The sequence below is a fragment of the Haloarcula sp. KBTZ06 genome (assembly GCF_048595605.1).
Classification (GTDB): domain Archaea; phylum Halobacteriota; class Halobacteria; order Halobacteriales; family Haloarculaceae; genus Haloarcula; species Haloarcula hispanica.
Window position 1 is genome coordinate 311,206 of sequence record NZ_CP184339.1, and the last position, 16,551, is coordinate 327,756.

Sequence of the window (16,551 nt, forward strand, 5' to 3'; positions counted from 1 at the left end):
CCTCTGTCGTGGCTGACACATGTTCACACACGGCCAGCACACGCCACACATCCATTTGTGAACCATCTATCAGGTCAATGGAGACCAAAACCGCTACAGCGGGCGGTCCAAGAACTGGCCACGGCCCGCCGTTGACTGGACCTCGTGGTCCTTCGCGACGACCTCACCGCCGGCGACGACCGTATCTACGCGCGCGCTCCACTGCTGTCCCTCGTACGGCGTCCAGCCACCGACGAACGTGAGGCCGTCGGCGGTGACCTCGTACTCCTCGGTCCGGACGAGCATCACGTCCGCGTCCGTTCCGACTTGCAGTGAGCCTTTCTTGGGATAGATGCCAGCGTTCTGGGCCGGTGCCGCACACACGAGTTCACGTAGTCGCGGCCACGAAATCCGATCCTCGTGGACGCCCTCGCTGACGAGGAACTCGACCATCGTCTCGACGCCCGGGAGGCCGGCGTATGGCTCCCAGATGTCATCCCAGCCGACATCCCGAGTTTCGCGGTACGTCGGGAAGTGGTCCGTGCCGATGAGGTCGATCGTCCCGTCCTGAACCGCATCCCAGAGCCGCTCCCGCTCGGCGTCGGATTTGAGGCTAGGGTTGACTTTCAGGAACGGCCCGTGTTCAGCAACGTCTCCCTTCGAGAAGGCGAGATACTGCGGACAGGTTTCGAGCGTGACCGGAACGTTCGCTCGCGATTTGAAGCGGTCGCCCTCCCGCGCGCCGCTCCCGCTGGAGATGTGGACGACGTGCAGTGGACAATCGGCGTACTCCGCGAAGTAGCCCGCCCGAGAAATCGCGTCTAGCTCGGCTTCGAGCGGCCGTGAGTCCATGTACACCTCGGGCTCGTCGCCGTCGATAGCCGACCGCGCGTCGTCGAGCAGTCCCTGCGTCTCACAGTGGACGCGAACTGTTCCCCCGGCATCGCCGACGCGCCGCATGAGCCGGGCGATGGACGCGTCGCTCGCCAGATACGGGTCGGCGGTGAACGTCTTGAAATCCGCCGTTCCGGCGTCCACGATGCCGGCCACGTCGATATCGGGGTCCTGAACATTGCCCGCGACAAGGCCGAAATCGACGTGTGCGAGCGCCGAGCACGCCGCTGCTTTCTCCTGCATTGCTTCGGGAGTCGTGACGGGTGTCTGCGTCGGCAACTCGATGACCGTCGTCACTCCGCCGGCGACCGCACTCGCAGTCTGAGACGCGAAGTCGATTCCATCCGGAAACAGTTCGTCGTCGTGCATGTGGGTGTGCACGTCGATAGCGCCCGGGAGCGCGACCATGCCGTCCGCGTCGATGACGGTATCCGGGTCACTGGGAGTCGGGACCGACGACGCCGGACCAGCGGCGTCTATCGTTCCGTCGGAAATCGCAATCTCACCGTGCTGGATGCCCGACGCCGTCACCACCTGTGCGTCTTTGATGTGAACATCTGTCATGCCAGTACGGGCAGGGCGAACGACCAAAACAGTTAGTGTGTGAGACGCCACATCCGGCCCACACACGGCTTGTGAGAGAATGGCCGCTAAGGCCGTTCTGGGGCGGAGTAGCTTTTAGTCGGTTGCCGGTATCGCCCAACCTGTGATACTGAACGCAGGGACGCTCATCACGATGGACGGTGGGCGCACGGTCCGGTCGGAGGTACACGTCGTTGTCGAGGACGATGAGATCGTCGCTATCGAGGACGGCTACGTGTCCGGTGCTGACGTGGTCGACGCCACTGACGAGGTCGTCATCCCGGGACTGGTGAACTGCCACACTCACATGTACGCGCTCCCGATTCGCGGTGCGCCGCTCGCTGCCTCACCAGAGAGTTTCTACGAAGCGCTCGTCGATATCTGGTGGAACGTCGACGAGGCGTTTACCGAGCGTGACGCTCGCCTGTCCGCACTGGGGTCCTGTGCCGAGATGCTTCAGAGCGGCGTCACAACCTTCTGTGACAACTACTCCGGGCCAAACACGCTGCCGGGCAGCCTCGACGCCGTCGCAGCGGGCGTCGCACAGACGCCGATCCGCGGGATGATCGCCTTCGAGACGACGGCCCGAAACTCCGAGTCCCAGGCCAGAGACGGCATCGCGGAGAATCAGCGATTCATCGACGAAGCGGAAGACGAGTACGACTCCGTCTCCGGTCACTACTGCCTCCACACGCTGTTTACCAACACTGCGGACATCGTCGAGGAGTGTGTCGACCGGGCTACCGACCACGACCGCCCGATCCAGATACACCTCGAAGAGGGGCTGGTCGACGTTCACGAATCCATCGCCGACTACGGGAAACGACCGGTGCCAGCGCTCGAAGACATGGGCTTTTTCGACGCCGAAATCATCGCCGCCCACTGCGTCCATTCCACCGAGTCCGAAATCGAAATCCTCGCCGAAAACGACGTCAACGTCGCACACAACCCATATTCCAACATCAACAACGCCGTCGGTATCGCTGACGTCGAAACGATGCAAGCCAACGAGATGACAATCGGACTCGGTGACGACGGGTGGGACCCGGATATGTTCGAGACTATGCGTTCGGCCGTCGGTATCCACAAACTCAAGCAGCGCAACCCGAGCGGCTTCGACATGGCAACTGCCCTCGCATGGGCGACAATCGGCAGCGCGGCAGTGCTGGGGATGGACGACGCTGTCGGCAGTATCGAGGTCGGTAAACGCGGTGATTTCGTGACACTGGACTTGGGTCCGAATCCAGTGTTAGACGGGAGTGCACCCTACTACGTCGTCAGCGCTGCAAGCCGTGCGGACGTTACCCGGACGATTATCGATGGGGAGACTGTGTACGACCAGCAATCGGGCGTCACTGGAGTCGATGATTCGGACATGACCGCCGTCGGCGATGCGAGTGCAGAACTCTGGGAACGGTTGTAGGAGTTACCGGCTGTGAATGACACCTGTTCGACTGCCGCAAATATATACACTCTAAGGGTGTATATCCACTTCTTCTGCGAATTGCGGAGAGCCACCTTTTCGGGCACGAAAGAATAACACTCTTAGGGTGTAAAAACGGACGATATCTCGATTTCACCGTAGATGTGCACATTCTGTACACACGGTATTTTGACTGTAGCATCGTTGATGGGCCGAATCTGTCTATTTCGTGTGCCATCGCAATTTTTTCCGGTTCCCGTATGTAATAGTGGGTCTGTGAGCGTGAATGTCACATGGTAGTTAGTGACGCCTTTGAGACTTTCACGCAGGTACTCGAATGCCTAGATTCGTCTGATACTGAGGTCAAATCGGTCTCAGTCAGGGGCCAGACGACAGCGGATAACGACGAAATCAGTGCTGACCTGACACTCGCGACGCCGGTATTCGGTGGCGTATCGATACACGACGACGTATCTGTCGAGGCTGAGGGCTTCGATTTGACCGATAAGCGGGTTGAGATTGACGTGACGGTTACCGTCCCTGTCGGAACTGACATACCAGTACCATCAGACGATCAAGGGGGCACGTCCAATGAACTGGCAGAGACCCTCTCGCAGTCGGATTCCGTGCCAGCATACAAGGACCCCGAGGCACTTCAGGCGGCTTACGAGGCCTGCGATACGTTCCCGGAGATGACCGAAGCGCTTGACGCCGACGTGACTTCCGAAACTGTGCGCCGATATATGGTGGAGTATGATATCCACGACCCGACCGACACGACGCCACAGGCAGGCGGACTCAGCCTTGCGGACATGCAGACAGATTCGGATACCGACACCGACGCCAGCTCCCCGGTCGAGTCGGACCCTTCTGAGGACAGGGTGGCCGACAACAGCCAACCCGAAGAACCGGACGGACTGGGGGCCAGATCTGTCGCCGACCTGCTCGCTGAGGCGGACTCACAGGACAGCGACGACAATCTCGTCGCGGATGGAATCGGTATCTCTCAGGACGTGACTGTGGCCGACCTCGCACAGACTGTTACCCAGTCCACCTCACTGGACGAGGTGACCCAGCGTCTCGATTTGAGCCAGACACACGCCCGGAGATTACTGTCGGAACTGGACCTCCTCGACCTCGTCACCCATCGGCTGGCAGCTACCCAGATACGTGTCTCGAACGCCGAAATCAAGCGGCGTATCACTGCTGCCAGTCGGTAACTGATCTCTACGTGGTGGTTGTGCGCGAAGATTAACCTTCATTATAAAAGGAAAATGTTTTTGTAGCCCGGTTTGAATGTGTGATAAATGGCAACTATACGCGTACGAGATTGGACGAAAGAACAGATAGAGAAGATACGTGATACGGAGTCTCACTCCTCGCACGATTCGGTTATCAAGTCGCTGCTGAAAGACCGAAAGCTGGCCAAATACGCGGACGATGCCGCAGAGGCCGTTCCGGAGTCGGAGTCCGACTCCCTGACGAACGATCCCGACACCGCGTTTGATGACCTGACTGTGCTCGGCGAGTTGTCCGGTGCAGACAACGGGGTGTTGTTTCTCTGGTGTCCCAGTTGCGGGAACGAACTGGCGCACTTGACTGCGGATAACCCACTCGGCCTGTCCGTGTTCGAGATCGAATGCCAGCGCTGTCTCACCCATCTCGACCGACACGCCATCGTTGCCATCGAAATCGGCTATCCCATCGAGCAGAAGCTGGTCGAGGACTGTCTGCAAGACGATCTCAAGGACTGCGTCGTCGACTACTGGGACCGGACACTCGACTCGGCCGCCGTGGGAGCGCTCGACGACGATCTCGACCCGGCGCACCTCGTCTGGCAGTTCGACCAGTATCTCCGGCAGTTCTCGTGGGAGTGGCCTGTGGATGTCCCTGTTGTCGGTTTTGCCACGGGAGAGACCTATCGTAACACCACCACCGACGAGTACCTCGAAGTTATCGAACCAGTCTCGGAGAACCGGAACGCGATGGACTCGTTCAAGATACGGCGGTACGCCGGCGACCCGGATACCCACGACGGTGAGACGGAAATTCTCGACAGCACTGCTGTCGTCGATCACATCGTTAATCGGCGACTACTGCTCGAAGCACGCACCGACTCGGCGTCACTGCCCGAGTCGACCGAACCGACAACGTGACCAGTGGGCTCAGCCTGTCTGGACCTCTTCTCTCTAATCCTCTATTCTTACTAGACTGAGTAACTCCGGATCTGCCTGTGATAGGGGTGCTGCTGTCAAATCGGATAACACAGACTCCAGATGGCTTTTTATAGGGCGCTTTTAATATTGAAAAGTCGAAATACGGATACACAATACCGACATTTTGACCTATTCTGGAAACAGATGCTGTGTATTAGTTTGTCTCGGCCGTCGGACGGGAACACCGTAGACAGACGACACTCTCTGCGACCCAGTTCACATCTGTCGAGCCACAGTGCGGGCAGCGGTGGTGGTCAGTGTCGTACTCTGTCGTCCCGCGAGGGGCGGCAAGGAATCCGTCGGTAATCACTTGCTGGACGAGGCTGGGGAACCGTTGCCGTTTGACGACGGCCCGCTGTGCGAGGAACCTGCCGGGCTCGTCCGGGTCCGTGCCGTGGAGGTCTTCCCAGGGAAGAGCGATTTCGCCGTTGGCAGGGCCACGAGCGACTTGCTGGATGAGGGTCGCAGCGGCCTCGAACAGCGGCGTCGTCCCCCACGCTTGCGGGTTGTCGACAGCACTGCCAGCGTCCTTGTAGGCCGATTCAGCTTCGCGGTACGCCGCCTCGACATCGTCGAGTCCTGCGACTGTTCGGAAGTCTCCGACGAACTCCTTGAGGCAGGCGTGCTGAACGGGGTGTTCGAGCCCGTTGGTCAAATCCTTGGCCACGGCGACTCCCTCAACGCCGCGGCGGGTGGCGCGCGTGTCCGCTCCGGCGACGCGGTAGCAGACCGCGCTCGTCGCGAGGTACTGGAGACCGTCACCGACCCATCCCTTCTCGTCGGCACTGAACGGCTCGATGCCTTCCCTCGGGTCCGAAAGAACACGCCACCCGGCCCGCGTGTACTCGTCACCAGCGCGACGGTAATCCCGGTCAGCGATGGCGGCGACTGCTGCCGCTCGGTGTCCCGCGTCCTGTGTGCGCATAGCGTCACTACGGCGTACGGCCTCACAGGCTTTCGCACCCAACAAATCGGTATCACATCGCTGGCTGGCTGACTGGTCCGCTGTTCGTCTGGATGCTTCTCACCAGCGAAGGGCTCGTGGGCGGGCAGTCGATACTGGCAACAGTGGTCGCCGCTGCTGTCCTCTATATCCTGATGGTCGGCTTCTTCGTTTTCGTCGTGCTCCCGCGGTCCCGACTGCCGTCGGCTCGAATAGCGGCTATCCGACGCGACTGGGCGATTTCGGCGGCCGCGTACCTAGTCGTTCTCGTGCCACTCGTCGCACTCGGGTCTCGGCTCGTCTGACCCGACTCGAACTACGACCTCGATCGACTGTACGGTAAACAGGGCTGTTCACCGCTCACCCGATATGCTCACTCGGCGAGCGACAGTTCCCCGTCTGGCCCCACCTCACCGACTTCGCCGGTGTGATACCAGTCGTCCCGGAGCGTCTGTGCGCCAGTCTGGTCGCCGTCGAGGAACCCACCGAGGACAGTCGGGCCACGGACCAGTATCTCCCTGCTTTCCGAGACAGCGATTTCCACGCCCGGCATTGGGTCGCCGATTGACTCCTCAACGAAGGACGCAGCCGGATTCAGCGCGCCGACACCGGTTGTTCCGACGGAGCCGTATAGTTCGCATATCGGAACGCCCAGCCCCCGGAAGAAGTACAGCAGATGATCGTCCAGCCGGCCTGTCCCGGAGAGGGCGTAGGTGAGGTTTGATAACCCTGTCTCTCGTCGCAACGGCTTGTAGACGAGTCGCTTGGCGGCCCTGTACTTCAGCGGTGTTCCCCGCCCCTCGACGATACCCTGCCCGTAGGATGCCACTCGACCGCCGACCTTCCGCTTCATCCAGCCCATGTCGCCGAGACGGTCCTGTATCGTCCCGTAGAGCTGCTGGTACATCTTCGGGACACCGACGAGCACGTCCGGCTTGACGGCCGCGAGTTGGTCGACGAACTCCTCGGCCCCGAGGTAGGCGACGGCGCTCCCGGTCGCCCAGAGGTAGTACGTCGAGACGCGCTGATAGATGTGTGCCAGCGGGAGCGAACACGTCCCGGTCGCGCCGGGGCCGGTGGGAAGCTCCTCCCGGAGACTCTCTGCTGCCGCCAGTAGATTCCGGTGTGTCAGCGCGCAGCCGGCCTTCTCCGCAGGGGATGCCACGTCGAACGCGACTGTCGCAACCTCGTCACCGTCAGTCTGCAGGCCGGGGAGCACTCTCGCCTCAGCAGTCGGTAGCGCCTCGAAGTCGAGCACGGTTTCGACGGCCATCGAGAGGTCCCCGGCCTCGTCTCCCGCTGCCACGAGTCCGGTCGCGCCGGTCCGCTCGATGATCTGGGCTGCTCGGTCGTTGCTCGCAGACGGGTAGAGTGCGACCGGGACGAGTCCGGCGAAATGACAGGCCAGGTCGAGCACGGACCACTCGTACTGGGACTGGGCTCTGATGGCCAGTCGATCCCCGGGACGCAGTTCCGTCGAGAGGAGTCCGCCCGCGACCGCCTTCGCCCGCTCGGCCATCTCCTCGAAACTCCGTTCGACGAACTCGCCGTCGTCCCGGACGAGCGCCGCGGTCCGGTCCCCGTGGTCCGAAACGATGTCTTCGAACCAGGCCGCGACCGACCCCTCCGGAACCGAAAGCGAGCCACCGTCGTAGACGTCGCTGTCGAGGCGCACGCCGGCGTCTTCGGGCTGCCGGTCAACTGGCACGTGGTCCTCCGACGTTGTTCGGTCCTGATACAGCTGTCCGGGTTCGTACTCGTAGTCGTCGCTGACTTCGCTCTGGAAGTAGTCAGCGTAGTTCTGGTCCTCGTCGCCGGCGGCGATATGCGCATCGAGCCAGTCCCGGGCGACTGTCAGGACCTCCATCGTGACGTACTCCCCGTTCTCGTGTTTCTCGCGGAGCTCTTGTACTTTTCCAGCGAACTCCTCGTGCATTTCGCGGTGATTGTAGAAACAGTCGCTGCAGTCCATGGCGTAGCCACAGTTCTGCATGAACTCCTCTTCGTCACCGAAATGGTACTCCGTGTAGCGTTCGAGTTCCCGGAGGATGTCACCGACTTCCTCCTCGGAGTGGCCCTCGTTCATCGCCGTATGGAGGTCGTTCAGCAGCCCGAACAGGCGCTTGTGCTGCTCATCGAACCGTTCGATATTTGTGCTGTACCGTTCTTCGTCCCACTCGGCAAACTCCCCCGTCGAGTCTGTGCCCATACCTGTTCTGTTACCCATTATTTGAAAAGTAACTCTCACGTTCCCATCGAGTGAAAATGCGGTCTGCATCCCAAGTAGTTTCCAGTTAACATCGCAGTCGGGATGCGAGAATTACGTGACGAAACGGTTGTCGACGTCCTCACTGACAACGGAATCGGCGTGCTGGCACTGTCCAGCCCGACGGAGGCGGCTCCGTATCCGGTCCCGGTCGCCTTCGGGTACGACCCGGCGACCGATAGCCTGGCGTTTCACCTTTCAGAGAGCGACGAGAGCCAGAAACACCGCTATCTGACGGCTGACGCCACCGTCGGGTTCACCGTGTACGAAGAGACAGAACCCAAATCCGTGTGGCGAAGCGTCGTGGTTACGGGTGAGCTGGTAGAGGCGACATATGACGAGGTAGAGCCAGCCCTCGCCTCGCTGGCCAGCAACACACAGTTCGCCCCGAATCCAGTCAGCTGGGACGACACATCGACGACGACGCCGTACGAACTCCGAATCGACGACTGGTACGGACGAGAATTCCGAGTCGGGTGAAACTGGTGTCGCGACCCACGGACACCACCGGTTACAGACCTCCCTCTCAGCGCTGTATTCACCGCTGTTCGGCCCGCTTCGTGTTCTCAGCCTGTGGGAACTAACGCACGTAATTATGGCTTGAACCCCGTAGATACAAACAGAGGTGTACCAGATGCTACCGCCAACAACTGCGCTACTCCAGCACGGACCGATGGGACCCCACGGTGGGGCGACGGGCATGGGCATGGCCCCAGGCGGCTGGTGGCTGCTGCTCGCAGCGTTCATCATCGCTGTTGTGGCGATCGGTGTCCTGCTGTACGTGCAGTTACAGCGCGAGGCGACCGCTGAACCGGATTCACTCGAGACCCTCAAACAGCAGTACGCGTCGGGCGAGATCGACGAGGCGGAGCTTGAAACACGGGCCGACCGGTTGCTCCAGCACGAGTCATAGGCCACGACACTGGCAGTTTCATCATCTGTCCGTCTGGTGGGACACTCATCCGTGACTTATGACTCCCTGACTGCGTCCGCGGCCCGCCTGACACACTTCGTGGTACATTTATTCCGCAACGGTGTACGGTGGGTATGGACCCGGACGACGTTCGCGACGACTGGGCCTCCCGCTCCGGGAAGTTCTCGCCGGCGTACTACGCTGAACTCGGACCGAACGAAGTGAGTGAGACGCTGGTCAACGTGCTCGACCACTACGTCCACGATGACGCCCGGATCATCGAACTGGGGTGTGGCTCGGGCCGCCATCTGGCACACCTCCAGACCAACGGGTACGGGAACCTCACTGGTATCGACATCAACGACGAATCCTTCGACGTGATGGCCGAACACTACCCTCGGCTCGCGGATTCGGGGACATTCCACACCGGAGCGCTTGAGGACATCGTTACCGAGTTCGAGGATGACGCCTTCGATGTCGTCTACTCGGTCGAGACGCTCCAGCACATTCACCCCGACGACGCGTGGGTGTTCGAGGAGATCGCTCGCATCGCAGGGGACCTCCTCGTAATCGCCGAAAACGAGGGCAACAGTCCCCAACGTGGACGCGAAGACACTGACGTGAGCTACGTCGACGACGACTTCCCGCTGTATCACCGCAACTGGAAGCAAGTATTTTCAGAACTAGGGTTCGCACAACTCATTCGGGAACCGACGTCTCGGGACACCATTCGCGTGTTCCGTGCGCCGTAGCCCGCACCGCTATGTATCACTTTTCGCCGGTTCTGTCGTCGGATCGCCACCCGCCGGTAACTTCAGGATCGATAACCGGGCAGCAACTATTTGTGTCACGGTATCATGCGTCAAGTTGGATCGCTATGCAACTGTGCCAAAACTGTCAGGCGGCTATCGACGAGTACCTCTTGGACAAACAACTCGAACCCCTGCGAGACCTCACAGTCGACGACTTCAATCTCTGTGCGGACTGCGTGACCGTCGTCGCGGACGCCTGTGTGGAGTGTGACGGCGCGGTGTACGTCCCCCGGTCCGAAACCGCTGTCCCCGACTGCTGTCCGGCGTGCCGGTCCGAGCACATCGACGAAACCGGGACTGACCCGGGCTGGCACTTCGACACGATGTCGACCTGACCTGGGTCATCAGCCGGGCTGCCGATGTGGGCATCAGCCTTTTTTGACACACCTGACCGCGAACTGAGGACACGGTCGCACCTGAATACGACTTCTGTGTTCCGTACCCGAGTAGAACAATACGTCTCGGTACAAGTGACCGCAATTGTACTGTGGACACGCACTATCTGCCATAATTTCTGAACGTCGGATTCGCCGACAGAAGCCGTGTGTGTGCGTCACAGTGGCGATAGAAGCTTCATACTCCTCCAGCACATACGGTAGGTCTCTACTGGAATGACACGCTCGACACGACATATTGGCTTGCTGTTTGCTGCGCTCGCACTCATCTGGGGACTTTCCTTTGTGGCGATCAAGACTGGTCTCGAAGGCGTTCCGCCGGTGCTGCTGGCAGCTGTCCGACACGACATCGCTGCGGTTGTACTGCTCGGTTATGCTCTCTGGCGCGGCCGGTCACTGCGCCCACAGACCCGCGATGACTGGTCACTGATTCTCATCGGCGGCACCGTCCTCATCGGCGCACACTTCGCGCTCCTGTTTCTCGGACAGCAGTACGTCCCGAGTTCCTTCGGCGCGATCCTGCTTAGTCTCACGCCGGTTGTGACGCCGGCGTTCGCATCGACGCTGATACCGAGCTACAGGGCCCGTCCGCACGAACTCATCGGTACCGTCTGTGGATTCATCGGCGTGGTTATCATCGCAAATCCCACGCCGGGAGCGGTCGGCGGCCGACTGCTCGGCGTTGCCCTGCTCATCAGTTCGGCTGTGGCCTTCGCCGTCGGGGCAGTCCTGACCGAACGCTACACCAGTTCGCTCCCGCTTGTGAGTCTGCAGGCCTGGATGACCCTGCTCGGGGCGGGCATCCTGCACGCCGTCAGCGCGGGGCTGCCCTCGGAACGGCTCGGAACAGTCACAGTCGGGCTCGAACAGCTAGCGGCAATCGCGTACCTCGGCATCGTCGCCAGCGCGATTGGGTTCCTCCTTTACTTCCGGCTGATCAGCACAGTCGGGGCCGCTGAAACCAGCCTGGTCTCCTACGTGGTTCCGGCAGTGACGGCCATCAGCGGCTGGCTCCTGCTCGGTGAAACACTCGGCCCGGTTACCGTCACCGGCTTCGCCGTCATCGTGGTCGGCTTCGCGTGGGTGAAAGCCGACGTGCTTCGGTCGTTACGCCGCCGTCACACTGGTTCGCCGCCCCATCGAACACAGGCTCCACGGGACGACTGCGTCGTCGTCAGCGGAAACGCGTACTCGACGCAGGACTGATACGGATTGTTGGGGCGATGTTCCGGTATGCGCCGACCCCGAGATCAGCGCTACCCGGACATAATCTACAACAATCCGTATGTACTCCAGTCAGGGGCATCAGGACTTAGCCGCTGCCACCCGTTGCAACGGTATGGCTCCCCATCCCGGGTTCCACTCGCTACACGACGAAACAACGGCATCGATCCCCGTGACCGGTGGCCTCCCGGACTGGCTCCGTGGCAGTCTCATCCGGAACGGCCCCGGCGCGTTTTCCTTCCCAAATGGAAGCAGTGTCGACCACTGGTTCGACGGGTTCGCGATGCTGTACCGGTTCACCTTCGACCCGGATGGTGACGCCGTTCACTATCGGAACCGCTTCCTCCGAACGGATGCGTACGAAGCGGCGACGAGTGGCGAGTTCGAGGGCGGCTTCGCGACCGGCGAGACGACGCTTCGCTCGCGGCTGGCGACGTTTCTGACAGACCCCTACGACAACACGAACATCATCGCTGAGCGGTTCGGCCGCGAGTACGTCGCACTGACTGAATCGCCCCGGAAGGTGCGCTTCGACCCGAATACGCTCGAAACGATGGGTCACGTTGAACACGACGACGGCGTCCCGACTGGGCAACTCTCCTGTGCCCACCTCAAACGCGACCCGACGAGCGGCGTCCTCGTCAACGTCGACACGGCGTTCGGACGGACCAGCCAGTACCACGTCACTGCCATGACGCCGGACGGGACCCGGCGACACGTCGGGAGCGTCGACACCGACCAGCCGTCGTACATGCACAGCTTCGCGCTCACGCCCCGGTACGTCGTATTGACGGAATTTCCGCTTCGGCTCGACCCCCGACGGTTTCTCAAGCCCGGCCGACAGGCACCCTTCATCGAGCAGTTCGAGTGGAACCCCGACCGCGGGACCCGAATCGTCGTCATGGACAGGACTACCGGGACGGTCGTGGCGGAGCCGGTCATCGATGCCGTGTTCGGCTTCCACCACGTCAACGCGTTCGAACGATCCGGCGGGAGAGAACTCGTGTTCGACCTCGAAACAGTACCCGACGCGACGACTATCGACTCGCTGTATCTGGACACCCTCCGTGCGGGCGAGATGGGCGCTATCGTCGGCCGCATCGAGCGGTTCACTGTGGACCTCGGTACCGGAAGCGACGTGACCCGATACGGCGACGTCGACGCGACGGTGTCGCGCGAGATGGTGTACCCCGACGGCAGCGCGCTGCCGACCGTCTCACCGGCTCGGTGGTGTCGCCCGCATCGCTACGTGTACGCGATGGGGATGGATACGCCCGTCACCGAGTGGGCCCGTCGCGTCCTGAAACTCGACACGGACACGGGCGCTGTCGAGACGTTCGACGATGGCGGGGACTACTTCGGTGAGCCGGTGTTCGTCCCTGCACCGAACGGCGACGCCGAGGATGACGGTGTGGTGGTAGTCGTTGCGCTCGATGGGGACGCCGACCGGTCCCGGCTACTCGTCCTCGACGGTCAGACGTTTACGGAGCGCGTCCGGGCAACGCTCCCCCACGCCGCCCCGTTCGATTTCCACGGTCGATACTTCCCCGAACTCAGGGTGGCGGCCGACGACTGATACGGACGGTTGGAGATTATGTCTGGATAGCTTCGACCACTGGGTAGGAACGCACCGGTACATCGCTCCACCAATCCGTGTCAGGCTGCATCCATCTTATCCCGGCAACGAATACGAACTGTTGACATGATGTTCGGTCTGCCTAAAATCCGAAAACGCTTTATCCATTTAGGCTGGCCTAAACAGTATGTTGAACGAATCGATTGACACCTCCGAACCGTCACACCGGCTGTCGGTGTCACGGACACTGGACGGAGCGTCGTGAACATGGTGGCAGTGGGGAACCGGACGGAGACGACGTTCGACCACGATGTCATCATCGTCGGGGGCGGTCCAGCCGGTTGTTCGGCGGGGGTGTTCACGGCCAGAGCGGGCCTCGATACGGTCATCTACGACCGCGGCCGGTCGTCGCTCAAGCGCTGTGCCTACCTCGAAAACTACCTCGGTTTCCCGGCCGGTATCGACGTCGAGACGCTGTACGACCGCATTCAGGACCATGCCGAAACTGCCGGTTGTACCGTCGTCTCCCAGCTAGTCGAATCGCTCGACAGAACTGACGACGGGGAGGGCTTCGTCGTCGAAACGCAGGACGGGGAAACGGCCACGACTCGCCGTGTCATCGCGGCGACCCGCTATGACGGCGAGTATATGCGCGGTCTTGACGACGACGCGGCGATGTTCGAGACGTACGAACACGACGGCGAGGAACACGAAGCCTTCGACAACACGTACGCCGACGCCGACGGCACGACACCGATCCCGGGTCTCTACGTTGCGTCACCGTCCGAGGCGGCGGATATGCAGGCGATCATTGCGGCCGGCCGGGGCGCACGGGTCGCACGTCGGGTGATCGCGGATGCGAGAACCGACGACGGCTGGTGGGAGTCTGTCGCTGATGGAGTGGACTGGGTCCGACGGAGGGCTGAACTCGACGACGAATGGACCGAACGAGCGACCTGGGTCGAACACTTCGACGACCGGTACGCCGAGGACGCCCCCGTCGAACCGGGGTCGGACCGCTTCCAGCGGGTCCGTGAGGCGGTCATCGACGAACGACGGTCGTCGTATATCTCGCCCGAGGAAATAGCCGACCGGACCGAAGCGGGGCAGGAAACACTGGCGGGCTACTTGAGCCCCGAAGCGGTCGTTTCGGGGCTCGACCAGACCGCCGTTCTCGATGCAATAGATGACGAAACGATCCGGGACTACCTCGGCGCGAGCGACGGACTCGCGGAGGTGGGCGAGTAATGGTCAGCGAGACACGGGGGGCCACCGACGTGTTGTCACGGGCCAGGACCTGGCTCGACACTCTCGATGGGTCCCTGTTCGGGCTATGTGTCGCGAGCGTTGCCGTCGCCTTCGGGGCTGGTCTCCTGCAGGTGAGTTTCGGAGCGTACTCAATGACGATCCTTCAGGCGTGGCAAGCCGTGTTCGACCCGAAGGTGTGGTTCAGCGTTCAGGCATGGCAGTCGTTTTTCTTCGGGGCAGAGCTTCCCGAACTGCCGAAACGGACGCTCATCGTGTGGAACATTCGGATGCCGCGGGTAATCGTCGCCGTGCTTGCGGGGATGTGTCTCGCCGTTTCCGGGGCGATATTCCAGGCCGTCACGAGAAACGAACTGGCGAGCCCGTTCATACTGGGCGTGAGTTCCGGGGCGGGGCTCACCGTACTGCTGACCCTCGTTCTGTTCAGCAGTCTCGCTCCGTTCCTCCCGCTGTTTGCCGCGGTCGGTGGCTCCATCGCGTTCCTGCTCGTGTACATGATCGCGTGGCAGGGCGGAACGAGCCCGGTCAGACTGGTCCTTGCTGGTGTCATCGTCAACATGGTGTTTACCTCCCTCCAGCGGGGGCTGTTCTTCTTCGCCGACGACCTGGGCGTTGTCCAGTCGGCGCTGGCCTGGATTACCGGGTCGCTAACGGGCGTCGGCTGGGAGGAGTTTCGCATCGCTGTCATCCCGACGCTGGCCGCGACGCTCCTCGCGCTGGCGGGCGCACGACAGCTGAACCTCCTCCTGCTCGGAGAAGAGACCGCGAGTTCGCTCGGGATGAGTGTCGAGCGGGTCCGGTTCATGCTGTCCGCGGTTGCCATTCTGGCGGCCAGTACGGCAATCTCCGTTGCGGGGATCATCGGGTTCTTCGGCCTCGTGGTCCCCCACATCGTCAGACTCATCGTCGGGAGCGACTACCGCCGGCTCCTCATCGGCTGCGTGTTCGTCGGTCCGGCGCTGATGGTCGTCGCGGACGTCGGTGCACGGCTGGCCCTGAGCCCCGCACAGGTTCCAGTCGGCGTCGTCACTGGCGTCGTCGGCGGGCCGTACTTCCTCTACCTGATGCGGCGACAGGAACAGATGGGTGAGATCTAATGTCACAGGACAACTCCAACTCGGACGGTATCGCTACGGTCAATGACACCGCTGCTGGGTCCCAGTCCAGTCACCGGGACCGGCCGCTGGTCGGCGACGATGTGGTGCTTTCGTACTCCGGGACGGATGAACCGGTCATCGACGGTGAATCGATCACCGCCGAACCCGGGGCCGTGACTGCGCTCGTCGGCCCGAACGGGTCGGGCAAGAGCACGCTGCTGAAAGGCCTCGCAAATCAGCTCGAACCGGAAGCCGGATCGGTACTGCTGGACGGGCAAGACATCCAGACACTGGAGACCAAAGCGATCGCCCGGAAGCTCGGCCTGCTCTCTCAGGAGAGTACGTCGCCAAACAGCATCTCGGTCGAGGATCTGGTGTACCACGGTCGGTACCCACACCGGGGGTTCTTCGACAGTGTCACCGAGGAAGACGAGGCCGCCGTCGAGCGGGCGATTGACCTGGCCGGCTGCGGCCATCTCCGTGAACGTGAAGTCGGTAGCCTCAGTGGTGGCCAGAAACAGCTCGCCTGGATCGCGATGGTCCTCGCACAGGACACCGACGTGCTGTTGCTCGATGAACCGACGACGTTCCTCGATCTCCACCACCAGCTCGAGGTGATGGAGATCATCGAGACGCTCCGGGACGAGAGCGACATCACCATCGTGGTCGTCCTGCACGACATCGAGCAGGCCGCACGCCTCGCCGACCGGATGGTCGCACTCAAAGACGGCGAGATACAGGCCCGGGGACGGCCCGAAGCTGTCGTCACGGAGCAACTCCTCGCGGACGTTTTCGAAATCGAGGCAGAGGTCTCAGCCACGCCACACGGGCCGCGCGTGAATCCAATCCGTGCCCGCCACGACGGCGACGAACACACTGCTGGTGACGATAGTGCCGAACCGGACCGCGCCGAGGAGCTCGTGGCCGAATAGGGCCAGGAAGACCACCACGAAATCGCACTCTGG

16 protein-coding genes are annotated in these 16,551 nt (G+C 61.7%); 13 read left to right on the forward strand and 3 right to left on the reverse strand.

What is annotated here, in order from left to right:
- Positions 1 to 93: 93 nt before the first annotated feature.
- On the reverse strand, positions 94 to 1,437 hold the full coding sequence (locus tag ACNO8S_RS17960) for a dihydroorotase (protein WP_420182908.1): 1,344 nt from the start codon (positions 1,435 to 1,437) through the stop codon (positions 94 to 96).
- A 142-nt stretch (positions 1,438 to 1,579) separates the two neighbouring features.
- On the opposite strand from ACNO8S_RS17960, the gene ACNO8S_RS17965 reads away from it, so the two are divergent.
- From ACNO8S_RS17965 to ACNO8S_RS17975, 3 genes are all read left to right on the forward strand, one after another.
- Positions 1,580 to 2,878: an amidohydrolase family protein gene (locus tag ACNO8S_RS17965; RefSeq protein WP_420182909.1), complete on the forward strand. Its 1,299-nt coding sequence runs from the start codon at positions 1,580 to 1,582 to the stop codon at positions 2,876 to 2,878.
- A gap of 293 nt (positions 2,879 to 3,171) precedes the next feature.
- Positions 3,172 to 4,098, forward strand: a complete 927-nt coding sequence (locus tag ACNO8S_RS17970) for a hypothetical protein (protein ID WP_014031275.1) — start codon at positions 3,172 to 3,174, stop codon at positions 4,096 to 4,098.
- An 87-nt stretch (positions 4,099 to 4,185) separates the two neighbouring features.
- On the forward strand, positions 4,186 to 5,034 hold the full coding sequence (locus tag ACNO8S_RS17975) for a hypothetical protein (protein ID WP_014031274.1): 849 nt from the start codon (positions 4,186 to 4,188) through the stop codon (positions 5,032 to 5,034).
- A gap of 214 nt (positions 5,035 to 5,248) precedes the next feature.
- Here ACNO8S_RS17975 and ACNO8S_RS17980 read toward each other — a convergent pair whose 3' ends face one another.
- Positions 5,249 to 6,019 carry a hypothetical protein gene (locus tag ACNO8S_RS17980; protein ID WP_146417873.1) on the reverse strand — a complete coding sequence of 257 codons (771 nt, stop codon included), beginning with the start codon at positions 6,017 to 6,019 and terminating at the stop codon, positions 5,249 to 5,251.
- A 92-nt stretch (positions 6,020 to 6,111) separates the two neighbouring features.
- Between ACNO8S_RS17980 and ACNO8S_RS17985 the strand changes: the two genes are divergently transcribed.
- Positions 6,112 to 6,342, forward strand: a complete 231-nt coding sequence (locus tag ACNO8S_RS17985) for a hypothetical protein (protein ID WP_014031272.1) — start codon at positions 6,112 to 6,114, stop codon at positions 6,340 to 6,342.
- A gap of 68 nt (positions 6,343 to 6,410) precedes the next feature.
- Here ACNO8S_RS17985 and ACNO8S_RS17990 read toward each other — a convergent pair whose 3' ends face one another.
- Positions 6,411 to 8,246, reverse strand: a complete 1,836-nt coding sequence (locus ACNO8S_RS17990) for a bacteriohemerythrin (RefSeq protein WP_420182910.1) — start codon at positions 8,244 to 8,246, stop codon at positions 6,411 to 6,413.
- A gap of 102 nt (positions 8,247 to 8,348) precedes the next feature.
- Here ACNO8S_RS17990 and ACNO8S_RS17995 point away from each other — a divergent pair, with 102 nt between their 5' ends.
- From ACNO8S_RS17995 to ACNO8S_RS18035, 9 genes are all read left to right on the forward strand, one after another.
- Positions 8,349 to 8,783, forward strand: a complete 435-nt coding sequence (locus ACNO8S_RS17995; RefSeq protein WP_050038415.1) for a pyridoxamine 5'-phosphate oxidase family protein — start codon at positions 8,349 to 8,351, stop codon at positions 8,781 to 8,783.
- Between the two features lie 154 nt (positions 8,784 to 8,937).
- A complete protein-coding gene (locus ACNO8S_RS18000) occupies positions 8,938 to 9,216 on the forward strand; it encodes an SHOCT domain-containing protein (RefSeq protein ID WP_225306822.1) in 279 nt (92 codons plus the stop codon).
- Positions 9,217 to 9,350: 134 nt separating this feature from the next.
- Entirely contained in the window at positions 9,351 to 9,968 is a 618-nt protein-coding gene (locus ACNO8S_RS18005) for a class I SAM-dependent methyltransferase (RefSeq protein ID WP_014031268.1), read from the forward strand.
- Positions 9,969 to 10,093: 125 nt separating this feature from the next.
- Entirely contained in the window at positions 10,094 to 10,363 is a 270-nt protein-coding gene (locus ACNO8S_RS18010) for a DUF7571 family protein (RefSeq protein ID WP_005532887.1), read from the forward strand.
- Between the two features lie 276 nt (positions 10,364 to 10,639).
- Entirely contained in the window at positions 10,640 to 11,629 is a 990-nt protein-coding gene (locus ACNO8S_RS18015; RefSeq protein WP_014031267.1) for a DMT family transporter, read from the forward strand.
- Between the two features lie 133 nt (positions 11,630 to 11,762).
- Positions 11,763 to 13,223 carry a carotenoid oxygenase family protein gene (locus tag ACNO8S_RS18020; RefSeq protein WP_420182911.1) on the forward strand — a complete coding sequence of 487 codons (1,461 nt, stop codon included), beginning with the start codon at positions 11,763 to 11,765 and terminating at the stop codon, positions 13,221 to 13,223.
- A 267-nt stretch (positions 13,224 to 13,490) separates the two neighbouring features.
- Positions 13,491 to 14,471, forward strand: coding sequence for an NAD(P)/FAD-dependent oxidoreductase (locus ACNO8S_RS18025; RefSeq protein WP_151104096.1), 981 nt, complete (start codon positions 13,491 to 13,493; stop codon positions 14,469 to 14,471).
- The gene (locus ACNO8S_RS18030; protein ID WP_420182912.1) at positions 14,471 to 15,586 is read left to right on the forward strand and encodes a FecCD family ABC transporter permease; all 1,116 of its coding nucleotides are present in this window, start codon (positions 14,471 to 14,473) and stop codon (positions 15,584 to 15,586) included. Before ACNO8S_RS18025 ends, ACNO8S_RS18030 begins: the two co-directional genes overlap by 1 nt.
- A complete protein-coding gene (locus tag ACNO8S_RS18035; protein ID WP_420182913.1) occupies positions 15,586 to 16,518 on the forward strand; it encodes an ABC transporter ATP-binding protein in 933 nt (310 codons plus the stop codon). The genes ACNO8S_RS18030 and ACNO8S_RS18035 overlap by 1 nt, the downstream gene beginning before the upstream one ends.
- The last annotated feature ends 33 nt before the right edge of the window (positions 16,519 to 16,551 follow it).